The following is a 15,478-nucleotide window of genomic DNA, read 5'->3' as shown; positions in this document are numbered from 1 at the left end:
GTTCCCGCTGCTCCCATGGCGGGGACCATCTTTCTTTCATCTCACACTTGAGGAATGATCATGTCAGACAGAGAAAGTCTTCATTTTATCAACGGGGAATATACCGCCGGATCGTCCGGGCTCACCTTTGAAAACCGCTGTCCGGTCGACGGCAGCCTGATCGGCCTGGTGCATGAGGGCAAGCGCGAAGAGGTTGACGCCGCGGTCAGCGCGGCGCGGGCGGCGCTCAAGGGGCCGTGGGGCCGCATGAGTGTGGAGGAGCGGGTCAGGATGCTGTACCGGGTCGCCGACGGCATCACCGCCCGGTTTGACGAATTCCTCGAGGCCGAATGCCTCGACACCGGCAAGCCGAAGAGCCTGGCCAGCCATATCGACATTCCGCGCGGCGCCGCCAACTTCAAGGTCTTTGCCGACGTGATCAGGAATGTGCCGACCGAAGGCTTTTTCCTCGAGACGCCGGACGGGGCCGGGGCGCAGAATTACGGCGTGCGCACGCCCAAGGGGGTGATCGGGGTGATCTCGCCGTGGAACCTGCCGCTGCTGCTGATGACCTGGAAGGTGGGCCCGGCCTTGGCCTGCGGCAATACCGTGGTGGTCAAGCCGTCCGAGGAGACGCCGCTGACCACGACCCTGCTCGGCGAAGTGATGAATGACGCCGGCGTGCCCAGGGGCGTGTTCAATGTGGTGCACGGCTTCGGGCCGGACAGCGCCGGGGCGTTCCTGACTGAACATCCGGGCGTCGACGCCATCACCTTTACCGGCGAGACCCGCACCGGCACCGCGATCATGAAGGCGGCGGCCGAAGGGGTGCGCGATGTCTCCTTCGAACTCGGCGGCAAGAACCCGGCCATTGTCTTTGCCGACTGTGATATGGACAAGGCCATCGAGGGCACCATGCGTTCGGTGTTCGCCAACTGCGGCCAGGTCTGCCTCGGCACCGAGCGGGTATTTGTCGAGCGGCCGGTCTTTGATGAATTTGTCGCCCGCCTCAAGGCGGGGGCCGAGGGCCTGAAGCTGGGCCGTCCCGAAGACGAAACCGTCAACATGGGACCGCTGATCAGCAAGGAGCATCAGCAGAAGGTGCTGGGCTATTACAAGCTGGCCAAAGACCTGGGCGCGACCGTGGTCATTGGCGGCGGCGTGCCGGACATGCCGGACGACCTGAAGGACGGCGCCTGGGTCGAGCCGACCATCTGGACCGGGCTTGGCGACGACAGTGCGGTCATGAGGGAAGAAATCTTCGGCCCCTGTTGCCATATCACGCCGTTCGATGAGGAAGAGGAAGTGATCGCGCGGGCCAATGACACGGTTTACGGTTTGGCGTCGGCAGTGTGGACCGAGAATATGTCCCGCGGTCACCGGGTCGCGGCACAGATCGACTGCGGCATCTGCTGGGTCAACAGCTGGTTCCTGCGCGACCTGCGCACCGCTTTCGGCGGCACCAAGCAGTCCGGCATCGGCCGCGAGGGCGGGGTGCACAGCCTGGAATTCTATACCGAACTGAGAAACGTCTGCGTCAAGTTGTAGGGAGACCCATTGAGATGAGCAAAGACCTGAACGAAATAGCTAAAATCGTTGATGACGCCGCGCGTACCGCGACGGCGATTCCGCAGCTGTCGGAAACCGGTCACGACCTGACCCTGGAAGAAGCCTATCAGGTGCAGGCGCTCTCGCTCGCCCGGCGCTACGCCCGCGGCGAGCATCAGGTCGGGGTCAAGATGGGCTTCACCAGTGAAGCCAAGATGAAGCAGATGGGGCTCAAGGAAATGATCTGGGGCCGGCTCACCAATGTGATGCTGGTGGACAACGGCGGCGAGATCGACCTCAAACATTATGTTCATCCCCGGGTCGAGCCGGAAATCTGCTTCCGCCTCAGGGCGCCGCTGGCCGGCGAGGTGAGCCCCGAGGAAGCGCTGGCCGCCGTGGACGCCGTGGCGCCGGCGCTGGAGATCATCGACAGCCGCTACGAGAATTTCAAATTCAATCTGCCGGATGTGGTGGCGGACAACACCTCCACCTCCAGCTATGTGGTCGGCGACTGGTATCCGGCCGACACCGACATTGCCGATCTCGCCATGGCGATCAGCTTTGACGGCGAAGAGGTGCAGTCCGGCTCCACCTCTGCCATTCTCGGCGATCCGCTGCGGGCCCTCATCGGGGCGGCGCGGCTGGTGGGCAAAGACGGCGGCCGGCTCGAGGCGGGCTGGCATGTGATGGCCGGCGGCGCCACTGCGGCAGAGGCCCTCACTCCCGGGATCAGCGTCCGGCTCGACACCGAAAATATGACACCGGTCACCTTCAATGTGAAATAGGCAGCTGAAAAGTGCGCAAAATATGCGCACTTTCCTAACTGAGCGATGGTGGGGCGGGGGCTTTGCAGTGCCTCCCGGCCGCACCAATATCATTTTCCACTATAATTCCTAATCCGATCAGGTCAGCATTCCAGGCTCACGTATTTTCCTGCCTTGGAAGTGCCGCCACTATGGGCCGACAGCCCGCAACAGGTTTAATTGACAGGCCTGTAGTTTTGCTGTAACCATACTACACTACACGGTGTAGTAAATATATGGAAGGCTGTCCGGAAAGGAGCGCTTAAAATGAGCATCGGCGAGAAAGTCACGGTTTGGGGGATTCTGTTCATCCTCTCGGTTATCGGCATTACTCTGACCTATGGCGGGGCTGTTCTGGCCGGTCTTGGTGGCAGCATTTATTACCTGGCTGCGGGGCTTGCGACGATCATGTCTGTTGTCGCATTGGCTAAAGGCCGGCCCTTGGCGGTGAAACTATTTGGCGGTCTTGTCGGGGTAACCATTGTTTGGGGGTTGTGGGAAGTCGGCCTCGACGGCTGGGCGCTGGTGTCGCGCCTGGTGGCTCCGGCGGTTCTCGGACTGGTTTTTCTGCTGCCGCCGTTGCGCAAACGCATGGAGCCGGTCAGTTCCTGGTGGGCAGGCGGGCCGGTGCTGGCTGTCGTCGCCGTGTTGGTATTGTCGGGCACCGTTGCCGTTATGTCCCGGCCGGATCTGCCGTCGGCAGCGCCGGTCGCTTCTGGTGCCTCCCCGCAGGGGGAATGGCACAACTGGGGCGGAACGCTAGCGGGTACGCGTTATTCGTCCCTGAGCGAGATCACTGCCGAGACGGTCGAGGGGCTTGAGGTCGCCTGGCGTTATGACTCGGATGTGCCGCTTTTAAACGGACGTCCCGGTGCCGAGGGCACGCCGCTTGCTGTTGACGGCAAGCTGTATCTGTGCCTCGACCGCAATGTGACCGTGGCGCTGGACCAGGAAACCGGGAAGGAGGTCTGGCGCTTTGATCCGCAAACGAACCCGGAAAACCTGGGAATGGTGGCGTGTCGGGGCGTGTCCTATTACGAGGCGGAACCGGGAAAAACGGCGGAATGCCCGAAGCGTATCCTGCTGGGGACACTGGACTCCCGGCTGATTGCGCTCGATGCCGAGAGCGGCGCCCTTTGCTCTTCCTTCGGCGAAGGCGGCACGGTGAACCTGCTGGAAGGTTTCGGTGACGACATTCCGCCGGGCGTTGCCTACCCGACGTCGCCGGCGACCATCGTCAATGGCGTTGCCGTCATCGGCCAGTTTGTTCTGGATTTTCTGTCGCAGGATTCCCCATCCGGCGTGGTGCGCGGCTATGACGCGGTGACCGGGGAGCTGCGCTGGGCCTGGGATGCGGCCCGTCCCGACCGCACCGGCTTGCCGCCGGCAGGGGAGACCTATACCCCCAATACGCCCAATGCCTGGTCCATCTTCAGCGGTGACGAGGAGCTGGGGCTGGTCTTTGTCCCGATCGGCAACAGTCCGCCGGACTATTACGGCGGCAACCGCAGCGAGGTGGCGGAAAAATACAGCTCCTCCGTTGTCGCCCTCGATGTGAAAACGGGGAAGGAACGCTGGTCGTTCCAGACGGTGCATCATGATATCTGGGACTATGATGTCGCCTCGCAGCCGGTGGTGGTTGATATTCAGGGGCCGGACGGTGTCATCCCGGCCCTGATTGTGCCGACCAAACAGGCGCAGATTTTTGTGCTGGATCGACGCGACGGCACCCCGATTGATCCAGTTGAGGAACGGCCGGTGCCCCAGGGCGGGGCACCCGGGGAACGACTGTCAAAGACCCAGCCCTTTACCACGGGCTTTGCTTCGGTGGCCGGGCCCGATCTGACGGAAACGCAGATGTGGGGGGTAACGCCGCTGGACCAGATGTGGTGTCGCATCCAGTTCAGGAAGGCCCGCTATGAGGGGGTCTACACGCCGCCGTCAACACAGCCGTTTATTCACTATCCGTCCAATGCAGGCGGTATTAACTGGGGCAGCGTTTCCATTGATATGGGCCGGCGCCTGATGGTGGTCAACAGCCTGCATCTGGCCAATTTGGCCCAGTTGGTACCCCAGGAAGAACTGGTGCCCGGCCAGGGCTATGTTCATGGGGTATCCCTGATTTTCCCGCAAAGCGGAATGCCGTTTGCGTTCAAACAACAGATGTTCCTGTCGCCCATTTTTGCCCCCTGTCAGCAGCCGCCCTACGGCCGGTTGAGCGTGTTCGATCTGCAAACCCGGAAATTGCTGTGGAGCGAAGCCCTGGGCACGGCAGAGAGGGCCGGGCCATTGGGATTGAAATCCCATCTGCCGTTCCGTATGGGCGCACCGGGCATGGGCGGCGCCCTGACCACTGGAGGAGGGCTGATTTTTATTGGCGCTTCACAGGATTCCTACTTGCGGGCGATTGATATCGGCAACGGCGAGGTAGCCTGGCGCGACAAGCTGCCGACGGTTGGTGCGGCGGTGCCGATGACCTACCGATCCCCCAAAAGCGGTCGTCAGTTTGTGGTGATTGTGGCCGGAGGATATCCGGGGATGGATGCACCGGACCATGCGACTGTCGTTGCCTATGCGCTGCCGCAATGAAGGAACGCAGATATTAAAACAAAAGCACTATTCGGCAGGTGAGGAGCTCTCTGCCGAATAGCAGTCACCGCCGGAGATCACTTTTTTCCCGCGAGATATTCATCGACAAACTGAAGCCGGTCGTTACCCCACCACATCTGATCGTCGATGATGTATATCGGGACGCCGAAGACGCCGCGGTCGATCGCGTTGTTGAACAGCTCCTCATACCGCTCGTCTGCTTCAGCGGATCCGATATAGGCCAGAAATTCATCCGGGTCCCAGCCCATTTTTTGCGCCAGCTCCGTTAACAGTTCATCACTTGCCATGTCTCCGCCGCGCACCCAGGTGGCGGTGTAGGCTTCGCGAATATAGTCTTCGGCCACTCCGCGATCCTGGGCGAAAAAGACACCGCGGTTGATCCGGTTGGAATCCATGCCTTTGGGCCTGCCGCCCAAGGCCACGCCGTAACGGTCTGCCCAGCGTTGTAGGTCAGTGAACAAGTGGCGGGCTTTCGCCGGGATTTTGATGCCTGCCGGTCCGGTGTTGCCCACAGCAGTTTTTGTCCGCCGCAGGTCGATCGGCAGATAATTGACAGAGCAGCCGTGTTTCCGGGCAAGTTCCGGTACTCGCTGAAACGCGAGGTAGGCGTAGGGGCTGTGAATGTCGAAGTAGAAGTCGATTGTGGTCATTATGTGGTCTCCCAATAGTCGGTTCTTGTTGTTCTGCACGACAAAAGCGGATGCCCAATCAGTTGACCAGATGCTTGAATTACTTCCTCATTCAGTCTCTCAGGCCGGTTTTATCGCAAAAGTTTTCTGGAGGTAATCCAGGGCCCTTTCAGCACGTTCCCTTATTTCTTTGTCTTTCATCGGCGGCTCGACACCCAAAAGCACAATCTGGTATGCGGTGCCGGTAAGCACATCGAGAAAATATTCTCCGGCCAGCTTTGTGTCCGCAATCTGCAGCTCGGAATTTTTGACGGCATGATCGAGAATTGTGGAAACATCGTCGAGAAGGCTTTTCACACTTTTTTCAATTAGTTTCCGGGCCAGATCCGGAAACCGCATTGCCTCGGCAATGATTGTCCGAAACAGGGACAGGGTTACCGGTGAGTTTGCAACCTGCAGCATGCCGATGCCAACAAGTCGCAGTTGATCCTTCCACTCCACCGATTGACTGGGTTCGGTATTTAAAGAGCCCCAGGTGGCGGCGAGTTGCATTTCCATGACGGCGGTAAAAATTTCTTCCTTGCTGGGATAGTAGTTGTAAACCGTCCGTTTGGAGACGCCGGCTTTTTCGGCAATTTTATCCATGCTGGTCACCGCAAAGCCGTCTTCGAGGAAGGCCTCTATCGCGCCGGAGACAATCTGATCGATCTTTGCCTGCCGCATCCGTTCGGCTGCCGTTAATGGTTTCTGGTCTGGTCCAGTGGCTGCTTTATTCTTCATTTTAAGTTTTTACCTTGCAGTAGTGGGTTATTCAGCTTGAATTACACTACACAGTGTAGTATAAGTTCAAAACTGCACAAAAACAAACCCTTTTTGTTTTCGTCTGTTAACGCGCGAAACATAAAAGAGAATTTATTAAAAGTAACTAGGGTTGGACTTTATCAAATCAGATTAAGTTTAACCAAGGAGAAAAGCTAAATGAAGATGGCCGAGGATTTGGAACTTGAGTTTTTGCCTATGGAAAAACCCGAGTTTGCACGTAACCCGCTCCCCTATTTTGCTGCGGCCCGGGAGAAGCACCCCTGGTTGGCGACATGCAATTTTGGCTATGTGGTGCATCAATATGATGCCATGAAGGATCTTCTTATTCAGGATGACAAAATGGATACGGCCCTGGATACCATTGTCATGCTGATGGGAGCGCAGGACACGCCATGGGGCCGCCTGACCGCAAATACCATCAACGCCCAGTCGGGGGAGAGACATAAACAGATGAGAGACCTGCTCATGCCGCTGTTTTCTCCGCGGCAGGCCAACCAGAACCGTTTGCTGATGCAGGAAGTCATCACAAAACTTCTGGATGATTCTGTCCCGAAGGGCGCCTTCGATTTCGAGGAGGTTGTTGGCTATTTCCCCATAGGCGTGCTTTGCAGCATGCTTGGCGCCCCTGCAGAGGAACTCCCCCGCATTCGTTCATCACTTGAAATACTCGGACGTGGCCTGTCTCTGGACCCCGGAATCTTGTCGGAATTGCAGGTCGGGGCCCAGGAAATTGACCGGTTCGGACAGGAACTTGTTGCCGAGCGGCGCGCCGGCAAGCGTCCGGAAAAAGGGGGAGAGCTTCTTGATGTCCTGATCGAGGCCGCTGACAATGGTGGACTGACGGAGCGGGAACTATACGATCTTTTGATTTTTCTGTTTGTCGGCGGCTACGATACGTCAAAGAATATTCTGACGCTGATCATGTATGAAATGATCAATTATCCGGAATATTACCGGCGGTGCGCCGAGGATATTTCCTTTTGTGAAAAGGTTGCCGAAGAGGCCTTGCGCTATCAGAGCGTCGCCAACTATCCCCGGATCACGACTGAAGTGGTCACTTACCGGGACGTCATCTTTCCCGAACGTACGATGCTTTTCTTTCCGGTCAGTATGTCCGGGAGGGATCCGTCCGCTTTTTCCGATGCGGACACATTTGATCCCGAGCGCAGGCACGGGAACCGGCATATCGCCTTCGGCCGCGGCATGCATATTTGTCTCGGGCAATTTATCGCCCGCGCCCAGATCGTCGAGGGACTGCACCTGATCGCCCAGCGTGTCAAAAATCCGAGACTGGCAGGCGACGTCGCCTGGCGGCCGTTTCTGGGCATCTGGGGGCTGGAAGGTCTGCCGATCGAATTCGATCCGGCGTAGATAGATTCATTTGAGAAGACGTATGAGGGGGTGCCGCATATTCATGGCGATGGTGTGCGGCTCTCCGGGAAGTGCAGAGGACAAAAAATGCCCAAGGTCATATTTATCGAACAGTCAGGCAAGGCGCATGTTGTTGAGGCGTCAGAAAACAGCAGCGCCATGAATGTTGCAGTGGAAAATGATGTGCCGGGCATAGAAGGGGACTGCGGCGGAAACTGTGCCTGTGGGACGTGTCACGTCCATGTCGATCCGGTCTGGCTCGACAAAGTCGGAAAACCCGATGATGCGGAACTGTCAATGCTCGATTTCGCAACCGATGTCCGGGAAAACAGCCGTCTTTCCTGTCAAATTAAAATGACAGCTGATCTGGACGGCCTGATCCTTCATCTCCCCGAGTCCTGATCCCGGGCTCCTGGCGACGTATTTTTTGCCGCAGCAAGCAGGTTTTGCAGTGAATCCTGCTTGGCTGTTATCTGGGCCAGAGCGCGGCAACTGTCGACGGGTTCTTGTAGTAAATATCAATGTCGGAGATCAGGCCGTCGCGGACCGTAAGCATCTCTACGACCTGCATCTCGACGGTTTTTCCCGTGGCTTTGGAGGTAAAGCGCGCGAGGATCTTGACCACTACCGGATCTGATGCATCAAGATATTCGATTTTTTCAATCGCAACATTAAATACTGACGTGATCTTGCCCATCAGTTCGGCGTTGCCTTCCAGGCCGTGGTAATCACCGCCGAACGGGACATCTGTGGTCTCCCGGAGTATGATATCGGGAGCCAGGTACTGGCCGGCTTCATCAAATTTATCCTGAGCGGCGAGATCATAAAACTGACGGACGACGGTAATGCCAGATTTCTGGTTTTTGGTACTCATCATAGACCTTTGGATGCGGTGAAACGTTAGAAGGTTAGATGTTAGTCATTCAAGCGACCATGTCAAAGAAAACATACGCTAACCTGAGAGAACTCTGTCCTTGGAGAGAAGCGCTCTGTTCTGCTTGTGCTGTTGGTAAAAGTTAATCCTAAAAATTATAGGAGCCTCAGAACCAGGACCTGAAATTTTTTATTTACATTATTGACGATCCCGTTACCTTTAGCCCTCCAGAGGAAACTTGAGTATTGGGGAACAGATGGCAGAGGGGGAAGCCGGAGCGGTAGCAGCCGCCACGGGGGAAGAATCTGGGAATAATGAAAGTGAGGCAAGCAGACCGGCGATGGACACCGGCCTGGCCTGCTTGGTCACGCTTTTGAAATTTCTCGGCAAGGCGGCGGATCCGGAGCAGTTGCGCCATCAAAACGGCAAGGGCGGGGAACCTTTCACCACCCAGGATATCCTGCTTGCCTGCAAACAGCTCGAGGTCAAGGCCCGCGCGAAAACCACCGACTGGAAAAAGCTTGTCAAAATGCCGCTGCCGGCTGTTGGCCGGGACAGCGACGGCAACTACTTCATTATTGGCAAAATTGCCGCGGGCGAAGACGGTGAAGACAAAGTCCTGGTCCAGTTTCCCGGGCAGCAGAAACCGGAAATCCTCGACCAGCAAGCCTTTGATGCACTGTGGTCGGGCGAAGTAATCCTGATGACCACCCGGGCCAACATTGCCGGGGCCGGGCGCAAGTTTGATGTCACCTGGTTCATCCCGGCGCTGGTGAAATACCGCAAGCTGCTTTATGAAATCCTGATTGCCTCCTTTTTCCTGCAACTGTTCGCCCTGGTTACGCCGATGTTTTTCCAGGTGGTCATTGACAAGGTGCTGGTGCACAAGGGCCTGACGACCCTGAATGTCATGATTATTGCCCTGGTGGTGGTTTCCACGTTCGAAGTGGTGGTCGGGGGACTGAGGACCTATGTCTTTTCCCATACCACCAACCGGGTGGATGTGGAACTTGGCGCAAAATTGTTCCGGCATCTGCTGGCCCTGCCGCTGAGCTATTTTGAGAGCCGCCGGGTCGGAGAAAGCGTCGCCCGGGTGCGGGAACTGGATACGATCCGCGAGTTTCTGACTTCTTCCTCGGTCACCTTGGTGATCGACCTGCTGTTCACTTTTGTCTTTCTGGCCGTGATGTATCTTTACAGCCCGACGCTGCTGATTATCGTGCTGGTCTCGTTGCCGCTCTATGTGATCGTCTCGGCTATTGTCACGCCGCTGCTGCGCAAGCGGCTGGAGGAGAAATTTCAGCGCGGCGCCAGGAACCAGGCCTTTCTGGTGGAAAGCATCAATGATGTGATCACCGTCAGCACCGCCGACGGCACCACCCATGATGTCACCATCACCATCAATGGCACCAATGACGCGCCGGAGATCACCTCCAGCCTGGCGGTCAATGTGGCCGAGAACACAACGGCGGTACAGACAGTGACGGCGACGGATGTAGATACCAATGATGTGGTAAGTTACAGCATCACCGGCGGCGACGATCAGTCCCTGTTCAGCATCAACAGCAGCACCGGGGTCCTGACGTTCAATGCGGCCCCGGACTATGAAAATCCGGGCGACAGCGGGGCGAATAATATCTATGAAGTGGAGGTTACGGCCTCTGACGGCAATGGCGGAACGGACCCTGAGACGATTCTGGTGACGGTGAGCAATGTCAACGAAGCGCCGGAGATCAGCTCGAGCCTGGCGGTCACTATAGATGAGAATGTGACCGCAGTGCAGACGGTAACCGCATCCGATCCGGAGAATGACACGCTGAGCTACAGCATCAGCGGCGGGGAGGATTCCAGCCTGTTCAGCATCGACAGCCAGACCGGAGCGCTGAGCTTCCTCGCGGCGCCGGACTATGAAAATCCGGGCGACAGCGACACCGACAATGTCTATGAAGTTGAAGTCACCGCCTCCGACGGCAGCCTCAGCGACAGCGAAACCGTGTCGGTGACAGTGCAGGATGTGCTGGGCGCCCCGGTGGTGCTTGACCTGGGCGGCGACGGTGTGGAGATGGTCAGTGTCTTTGCCTCACCGGTCCGCTTTGACATGGACGGCGACGGCGATCTGGACCAGACCGGCTGGGCCGGGGCCGATGACGGTTTGCTGGTGCTGGACCGCAATGGTGACGGGGTCATCAATGACATCTCGGAAATCTCCTATGTGAACGACCTCGAGGGGGCGACCACCGATATGGAAGGTCTCCGGGCCTTTGACAGCAACGGGGATATGGTGTTTGATGCCGCTGACGAGCAATTTGCAGACTTCCAGGTGTGGCAGGATAAAAACCAGAATGGCATCAGTGAAGCGGATGAACTGAGCAGCCTGGCGGCGCGGGGCATCGAGAGCATCGGGCTTGAGCTTGCCGCGACCGGTGACAGCATGTCCGGCGCCAGCGACAATGTGCTGGTCAATACCGCCACTCTGACCTGGGCTGACGGCAGCACGGGCGCGGTCGGGGATGCGGCCTTCCGCTATCTGGAGGATGTCGACCCGTCCGTGAACCAGCTGGTTCAGGCCCTGGCCGCCTTCAAGACTTATGGCGCAGCGGAACTGGATCTGAAAGAGCAACAGGAGCGTCCTCTGACGTCGGTCCTCGCTGCCGGCTGGGAGAATAAGGTCGGTTGACCGTGAGTATGGATGAATGACTTCAAAACAGCTGAAACTGTAAAAATAGAAAAAGTACGCATCACCTGCGTACTTTTTCTTGCTGCTCAATGATATTGGCACGATTTTTCGGAGTTTCCGGTCGTCCCGTGCCGGTCAATCAGATATCAATGAGATAGCGATTCCGCTATACCCTGTCAGTCTCAGTAGGCTGCCCTTCGATGGTGGCGCTGAACCTCTGGTAGGCCGCCAGAATATGGGTCTGCATGACCGCATCGCTCCAGTCGCCGTTGCCGGATTCCAGGGCCTCGATCAGTTCGAGATGATGGGCATTGCTGCGCTTGAGTTCATTGTGGGTGAAATTGATTGCGGTCCGGGTGACGATGGGCGGGGAAACCAGTCTCAGCACCGCCTGTTTCAGGATTTCGCTCCGGGTCGCTTCCAGCAGGGTGTTGTGAAAAACTTTATTGGCGGTGATGAAAGTTTCGATGGAAAATTCGCCCTTGCCCGCCAGCATGTCGTCGACGATCTTGTGCTGTTCTTTCAGAATTCCGATCTGTTCCGGTGTAATCAGTTCCGCCGCGCGCCGCGCCGCCATGCCCTCGGTCATGGCCCGCAGCCTGAATATATCCTTGATTTCCTGGGGGGACCATTTGGCCACATGGGCGCCCAGATGGGGTTTCATCACCACATAGTTTTCCGCCGCCAGGCGCTTGATGGCTTCGCGGACCGGTGTGCGCGATACCCCGCACAGCTCCACCAGGCGTTCCTCTTTGAGATGATCCCCCGGGGCGAAATAGCCGTCCAGAACCGCGTTGCGGATCGTCGCATAGGCTTTTTCTGCGGATTTACTCATGGTCATGACATCACCATGACGTGCTTACTTTCAGAAATATTGACCTGGTTACAGTGATGCACCTGTTATCAGGTGCATCACTTGATATAGCTAATTTGGTTTAGAATTCAAAGCTCATTTCCACACCCCAGCGGCGTTCTGTGCCGGGGTTGACGAAGGAGCCGCCGAATTCAGGGGCCGGAATAACCTCTTCCATATAGTTTTCGTCCGTCAGGTTGGTGACGAAGCCGGTCAGGGTCCAGCCTTCACCGCGCACACCAAGACGCAGGTCAATGGTGTGGTAGGCATCACGCTGGGCCGTGGAATATTCCGCGGCGCCAAGGGCGCCGGCTCCTGCACCCAGGCCCAGTTCGAACAGGGGCTGGAAGATTGTGGCCTGCATGCCTTCCTGGACTGTATGGAACCAGGTCGGGCCGACAAAGATCGCATCGGCACGGCCGAACAGTTCCAGGTCATTGCTGATTGGATAGTCGAAATCAACAGCCAGGTTGATAGTGTAATCCGGCGTATAGGGAGACTTGTTGCCGACCGTGTCGGTGCGGGCGCTGTTCTCCTTGATTTCGCTGTCGGTCATGTTCAGGCCGGCATAGAAGCGCAGATGATTGTTGAGGTGGTAGGTGCCGCCCAGCTCGAAGCCGTAGATTTCCACATCATCGATATTGGACACCACGCGCAGCAGGCCGAAGGTGCCGACATAGAATTCAAAGAACTGCATGTCGGTGACCTTGGTATAGTAGCCGGCGCCGTTCAGCTGCAGGCGTCCGCCCAGCAGGTCGGCCTTGAAGCCGGCCTCAAAGGCGCTGGAGGTTTCCTTGTCATAGTCATCCTGGACCACCGGCAGGGCGGAACCGACCTGTTCGGCCCAGTTGACGCCGGAAACCGTGGTGATCAGGCCGGCGTTGAACAGGTTGAGAGTAGCAGCGGCACCCGAGTTGTTAAAACCGCCAGCCTTGAAACCCATGCCCCAGCTTGCAAACAGGGTCAGGTGGTCGGTGGCATCCCAGGTCACGGACACTTTCGGTTCCAATTGGGAGAACGTGCGTTCCTTATCCGGGATGGTGCCGGTCGAATTGATCAGGCTGCTGAGCGCCGGGTTGAGCGGATCGTCATAGATGCCGTCAAAGTTCAGGTCGATGATGGACTGGGTGGCGTCGGTCGGAACCAGGCTCGACACTTCACGTTTTTCGTTGTCGTAGCGCAGGGCGAGAGACAGTTCCACTGTGTCGGTGACGTCATATTCCAGCTGACCGAAGACGGCGAACACGCGGCTGTCGAACTGGTCATAGAGCAGGGACGCCGTTTCGTTGGGACCGTCTTTCTGGAACAGGCCGCGGATCGGGGCTTCGCCGCTGTCGCGGTTCATGGACACGCCGACCTGACGGTCGATATCCAGGAAGTAGGAGCCGATCATCCAGCTGAGCGGGCCGTCGCCGTTTGAGGACAGGCGCAGCTCGGCGCTGAGGTCTTTCTGGTTGCGCAGCTGTTCCTGGATGCCGTCGCAGGTCGTCGGGGTGAAGGCGCCGAGGAAGGAACCGTTGGGATCAAAGATCACCCCGTTCGGGGTCTGGCCGATAAACTGCGGGGAGGGCAGCGGGTAGCCTGTCAACTCGGACACGGAGGCGATACAGGCCGGATCAGCAGCATAGAAACCGAAGGCGGCGGAGGTGCCGTCCGCAATCAGGTTGTTCTTGATGTCGCTGTAGAGCACCCAGCCGGTCAGGGTCACATCTTCGAAATCATAATCAAACTTGGTGGAGACTTCGAAGGCTTCCTGGTCGTTGTCGGATATGATATTGGCCTGGTAGACCGGGGTATAGGTGTTGATATCCTGATAGGCGGATTCCGTGCCGGTTACTTCCGCATAAACCGGCAGGCTGAAGGTGGAGTTGAAGGCCAGCGAAGAGGCGTCAACTTCGCCGTAGCGCATTTTCAGGTCAACGCTCAGGTTTTCGATGCCTTCATAAACCAGCCGGCCGTTGATGTTAAAGCCCTCAAAGGCGTCAACGATCGGGGCGTTGTCCTGGTAGCTGTTGCGGTAATAGCCGTCGGTTGAGCGCCAGTCGGCGGACAGGCGATAGAACAGTTCGTCCTCGACGATGGCACCTGAGGTGGAGCCCTTGATCAGATAGGTGCTGTCTCCGGCGGCACTGGCGGTGAGCTTGGTCACACTTTCATTGCCCGGTTTCGCGGTAGTGACAATGATCGCACCTGCAGCCGCGTTACGGCCGTAGATAGCGCCCTGTGGACCTTTCAAAACCTCGATCTGGGTCAGGTCGGTATATTCGCGGTTAAAGGCGGCAGGGTTGGTGTAAAGCACCCCGTCAATGATATAGGCGAAGCTGTTTTCCGCATCGCGGGCGCCGTTGATGCCGCGGATGTTGACCTGGGTGTCGCCCACTTCAGAGGTGTCCACCATAGAGACGCCGGGGGTCAGAGCGATAAAGTCCGCGGCCCGCTCGACGCCGGCGGCTTCAAGGGTGGACTGGGTCAGGGCGGTCACTGTGCCCGGGACGTCGGACAGGCTCTCTGCGCGGCGGCGGGCGGTCACAATCACTTCTTCCAGAACAAAATCGTCCGCTTCCTGGGCCAGGACCGGGGTCGGAACTGATGCCGCCGCCAAGGTGCTGACGGTCGAGAGTAGTAGTGCTGTATGTTTCTTGCAGGGCATTTAATCCTCCTGGGTATGTTGCAATTCGTTGGTTCTCTGCTTTTGTTTTTATTTTCTCCCTATTCCCTTTCGGGGAGGAGCGCGAGGGTCTCCTCTAGTGACATGACGTCGGCATATTTGGCGTGCATGTCGAAAAGATTTGCTGCATGGGCATCCGGATTGCGGTCGCCGACGGCTTCCCGCGGCACAACAACGGGATAGTCATTCTGCAGGCCGTCAAGGACGGTAGCGCGAACGCATCCCGAGGTGGTCAGTCCGGTGACCACCAGGGAATCTGCCCCGGCGGCCTTCAGCCGGTCGTCGAGATCGGTTTTGAAAAAGGAACTGGCCCATTGTTTTTCGATGATCGTCTCGCCGGGAAGCGGTGCGATCCGCGGATCCACCTTGACCCAATCAGACCCCGGCGTGAGCACATTCAGTGCCGGCACCCTCTCGCGGAAAACGCGGGCGATGTCTTCTGTGCGATAGATCACAGTGGTAAAGAAAACCGGCAGGTCACGGGCGCGGAAGGCATCCAGAAGCTGCCGGTTGGCTTCCACCACATCCGGGCAATCGGTGCCGAGCGGGCAGGCGGGATCGGTGAAGCCCTTGACGACATCCACGATGACAAGGCCGGGTCTTTTCCCAAGCTTTATACTATGTCGTTCCAGATCCATCCCAAG

12 protein-coding genes are annotated in these 15,478 nt (G+C 57.7%); 6 read left to right on the top strand and 6 right to left on the bottom strand.

Annotated features, from left to right (window positions below):
- Nucleotides 1–60: 60 nt before the first annotated feature.
- From FIV46_RS03955 to FIV46_RS03945, 3 genes are all read left to right on the top strand, one after another.
- A complete protein-coding gene (locus FIV46_RS03955) occupies nt 61–1,527 on the top strand; it encodes a 2-hydroxymuconic semialdehyde dehydrogenase (RefSeq protein WP_139938585.1) in 1,467 nt (488 codons plus the stop codon).
- 14 nt (nt 1,528–1,541) lie between these two features.
- Nucleotides 1,542–2,312 carry a 2-keto-4-pentenoate hydratase gene (locus FIV46_RS03950; protein ID WP_139938583.1) on the top strand — a complete coding sequence of 257 codons (771 nt, stop codon included), beginning with the start codon at nt 1,542–1,544 and terminating at the stop codon, nt 2,310–2,312.
- Between the two features lie 285 nt (nt 2,313–2,597).
- Nucleotides 2,598–4,919 (top strand): membrane-bound PQQ-dependent dehydrogenase, glucose/quinate/shikimate family, encoded by a 2,322-nt coding sequence (locus FIV46_RS03945; RefSeq protein WP_139938580.1) that lies wholly within the window; start codon nt 2,598–2,600, stop codon nt 4,917–4,919.
- 77 nt (nt 4,920–4,996) lie between these two features.
- On the opposite strand, the gene FIV46_RS03940 is transcribed toward FIV46_RS03945, so the two are convergent.
- Entirely contained in the window at nt 4,997–5,590 is a 594-nt protein-coding gene (locus FIV46_RS03940) for a 2-hydroxychromene-2-carboxylate isomerase (RefSeq protein WP_219845847.1), read from the bottom strand.
- Nucleotides 5,591–5,689: 99 nt separating this feature from the next.
- Entirely contained in the window at nt 5,690–6,349 is a 660-nt protein-coding gene (locus FIV46_RS03935; RefSeq protein WP_139938578.1) for a TetR/AcrR family transcriptional regulator, read from the bottom strand.
- Nucleotides 6,350–6,547: 198 nt separating this feature from the next.
- Here FIV46_RS03935 and FIV46_RS03930 point away from each other — a divergent pair, with 198 nt between their 5' ends.
- Both FIV46_RS03930 and FIV46_RS03925 read left to right on the top strand, forming a co-directional pair.
- Nucleotides 6,548–7,762: a cytochrome P450 gene (locus FIV46_RS03930; protein ID WP_139938576.1), complete on the top strand. Its 1,215-nt coding sequence runs from the start codon at nt 6,548–6,550 to the stop codon at nt 7,760–7,762.
- 87 nt (nt 7,763–7,849) lie between these two features.
- Nucleotides 7,850–8,164, top strand: a complete 315-nt coding sequence (locus FIV46_RS03925; RefSeq protein WP_139938574.1) for a 2Fe-2S iron-sulfur cluster-binding protein — start codon at nt 7,850–7,852, stop codon at nt 8,162–8,164.
- 67 nt (nt 8,165–8,231) lie between these two features.
- Here FIV46_RS03925 and FIV46_RS03920 read toward each other — a convergent pair whose 3' ends face one another.
- On the bottom strand, nt 8,232–8,636 hold the full coding sequence (locus FIV46_RS03920) for a nuclear transport factor 2 family protein (protein WP_181163045.1): 405 nt from the start codon (nt 8,634–8,636) through the stop codon (nt 8,232–8,234).
- A 256-nt stretch (nt 8,637–8,892) separates the two neighbouring features.
- Here FIV46_RS03920 and FIV46_RS03915 point away from each other — a divergent pair, with 256 nt between their 5' ends.
- The gene (locus tag FIV46_RS03915) at nt 8,893–11,313 is read left to right on the top strand and encodes an ABC transporter transmembrane domain-containing protein (RefSeq protein ID WP_139938570.1); all 2,421 of its coding nucleotides are present in this window, start codon (nt 8,893–8,895) and stop codon (nt 11,311–11,313) included.
- Between the two features lie 166 nt (nt 11,314–11,479).
- Here FIV46_RS03915 and FIV46_RS03910 read toward each other — a convergent pair whose 3' ends face one another.
- From FIV46_RS03910 to FIV46_RS03900, 3 genes are all read right to left on the bottom strand, one after another.
- Nucleotides 11,480–12,148, bottom strand: a complete 669-nt coding sequence (locus tag FIV46_RS03910; protein WP_181163044.1) for a GntR family transcriptional regulator — start codon at nt 12,146–12,148, stop codon at nt 11,480–11,482.
- 100 nt (nt 12,149–12,248) lie between these two features.
- Nucleotides 12,249–14,816, bottom strand: a complete 2,568-nt coding sequence (locus FIV46_RS03905) for a TonB-dependent receptor (RefSeq protein ID WP_139938566.1) — start codon at nt 14,814–14,816, stop codon at nt 12,249–12,251.
- Nucleotides 14,817–14,875: 59 nt separating this feature from the next.
- Nucleotides 14,876–15,472: an isochorismatase family protein gene (locus FIV46_RS03900; protein WP_139938564.1), complete on the bottom strand. Its 597-nt coding sequence runs from the start codon at nt 15,470–15,472 to the stop codon at nt 14,876–14,878.
- Nucleotides 15,473–15,478: the final 6 nt, after the last annotated feature.

Source organism: Emcibacter nanhaiensis, from assembly GCF_006385175.1.
Classification (GTDB): Bacteria; Pseudomonadota; Alphaproteobacteria; order Sphingomonadales; family Emcibacteraceae; genus Emcibacter; species Emcibacter nanhaiensis.
This window is presented reverse-complemented; position numbering and strand designations above follow the sequence as displayed.

What these genes read in the sequence shown, in the direction of transcription:
- FIV46_RS03905 (WP_139938566.1), bottom strand. Translation starts at nt 14,816, where the DNA reads ATGCCCTGCAAGAAACATACAGCACTACTACTCTCGACCGTCAGCACC.
- FIV46_RS03955 (WP_139938585.1), top strand. Translation starts at nt 61, where the DNA reads ATGTCAGACAGAGAAAGTCTTCATTTTATCAACGGGGAATATACCGCC.
- FIV46_RS03920 (WP_181163045.1), bottom strand. Translation starts at nt 8,636, where the DNA reads ATGAGTACCAAAAACCAGAAATCTGGCATTACCGTCGTCCGTCAGTTT.
- FIV46_RS03950 (WP_139938583.1), top strand. Translation starts at nt 1,542, where the DNA reads ATGAGCAAAGACCTGAACGAAATAGCTAAAATCGTTGATGACGCCGCG.
- FIV46_RS03910 (WP_181163044.1), bottom strand. Translation starts at nt 12,148, where the DNA reads ATGAGTAAATCCGCAGAAAAAGCCTATGCGACGATCCGCAACGCGGTT.
- FIV46_RS03900 (WP_139938564.1), bottom strand. Translation starts at nt 15,472, where the DNA reads ATGGATCTGGAACGACATAGTATAAAGCTTGGGAAAAGACCCGGCCTT.
- FIV46_RS03915 (WP_139938570.1), top strand. Translation starts at nt 8,893, where the DNA reads ATGGCAGAGGGGGAAGCCGGAGCGGTAGCAGCCGCCACGGGGGAAGAA.
- FIV46_RS03935 (WP_139938578.1), bottom strand. Translation starts at nt 6,349, where the DNA reads ATGAAGAATAAAGCAGCCACTGGACCAGACCAGAAACCATTAACGGCA.
- FIV46_RS03940 (WP_219845847.1), bottom strand. Translation starts at nt 5,590, where the DNA reads ATGACCACAATCGACTTCTACTTCGACATTCACAGCCCCTACGCCTAC.
- FIV46_RS03945 (WP_139938580.1), top strand. Translation starts at nt 2,598, where the DNA reads ATGAGCATCGGCGAGAAAGTCACGGTTTGGGGGATTCTGTTCATCCTC.
- FIV46_RS03925 (WP_139938574.1), top strand. Translation starts at nt 7,850, where the DNA reads ATGCCCAAGGTCATATTTATCGAACAGTCAGGCAAGGCGCATGTTGTT.
- FIV46_RS03930 (WP_139938576.1), top strand. Translation starts at nt 6,548, where the DNA reads ATGAAGATGGCCGAGGATTTGGAACTTGAGTTTTTGCCTATGGAAAAA.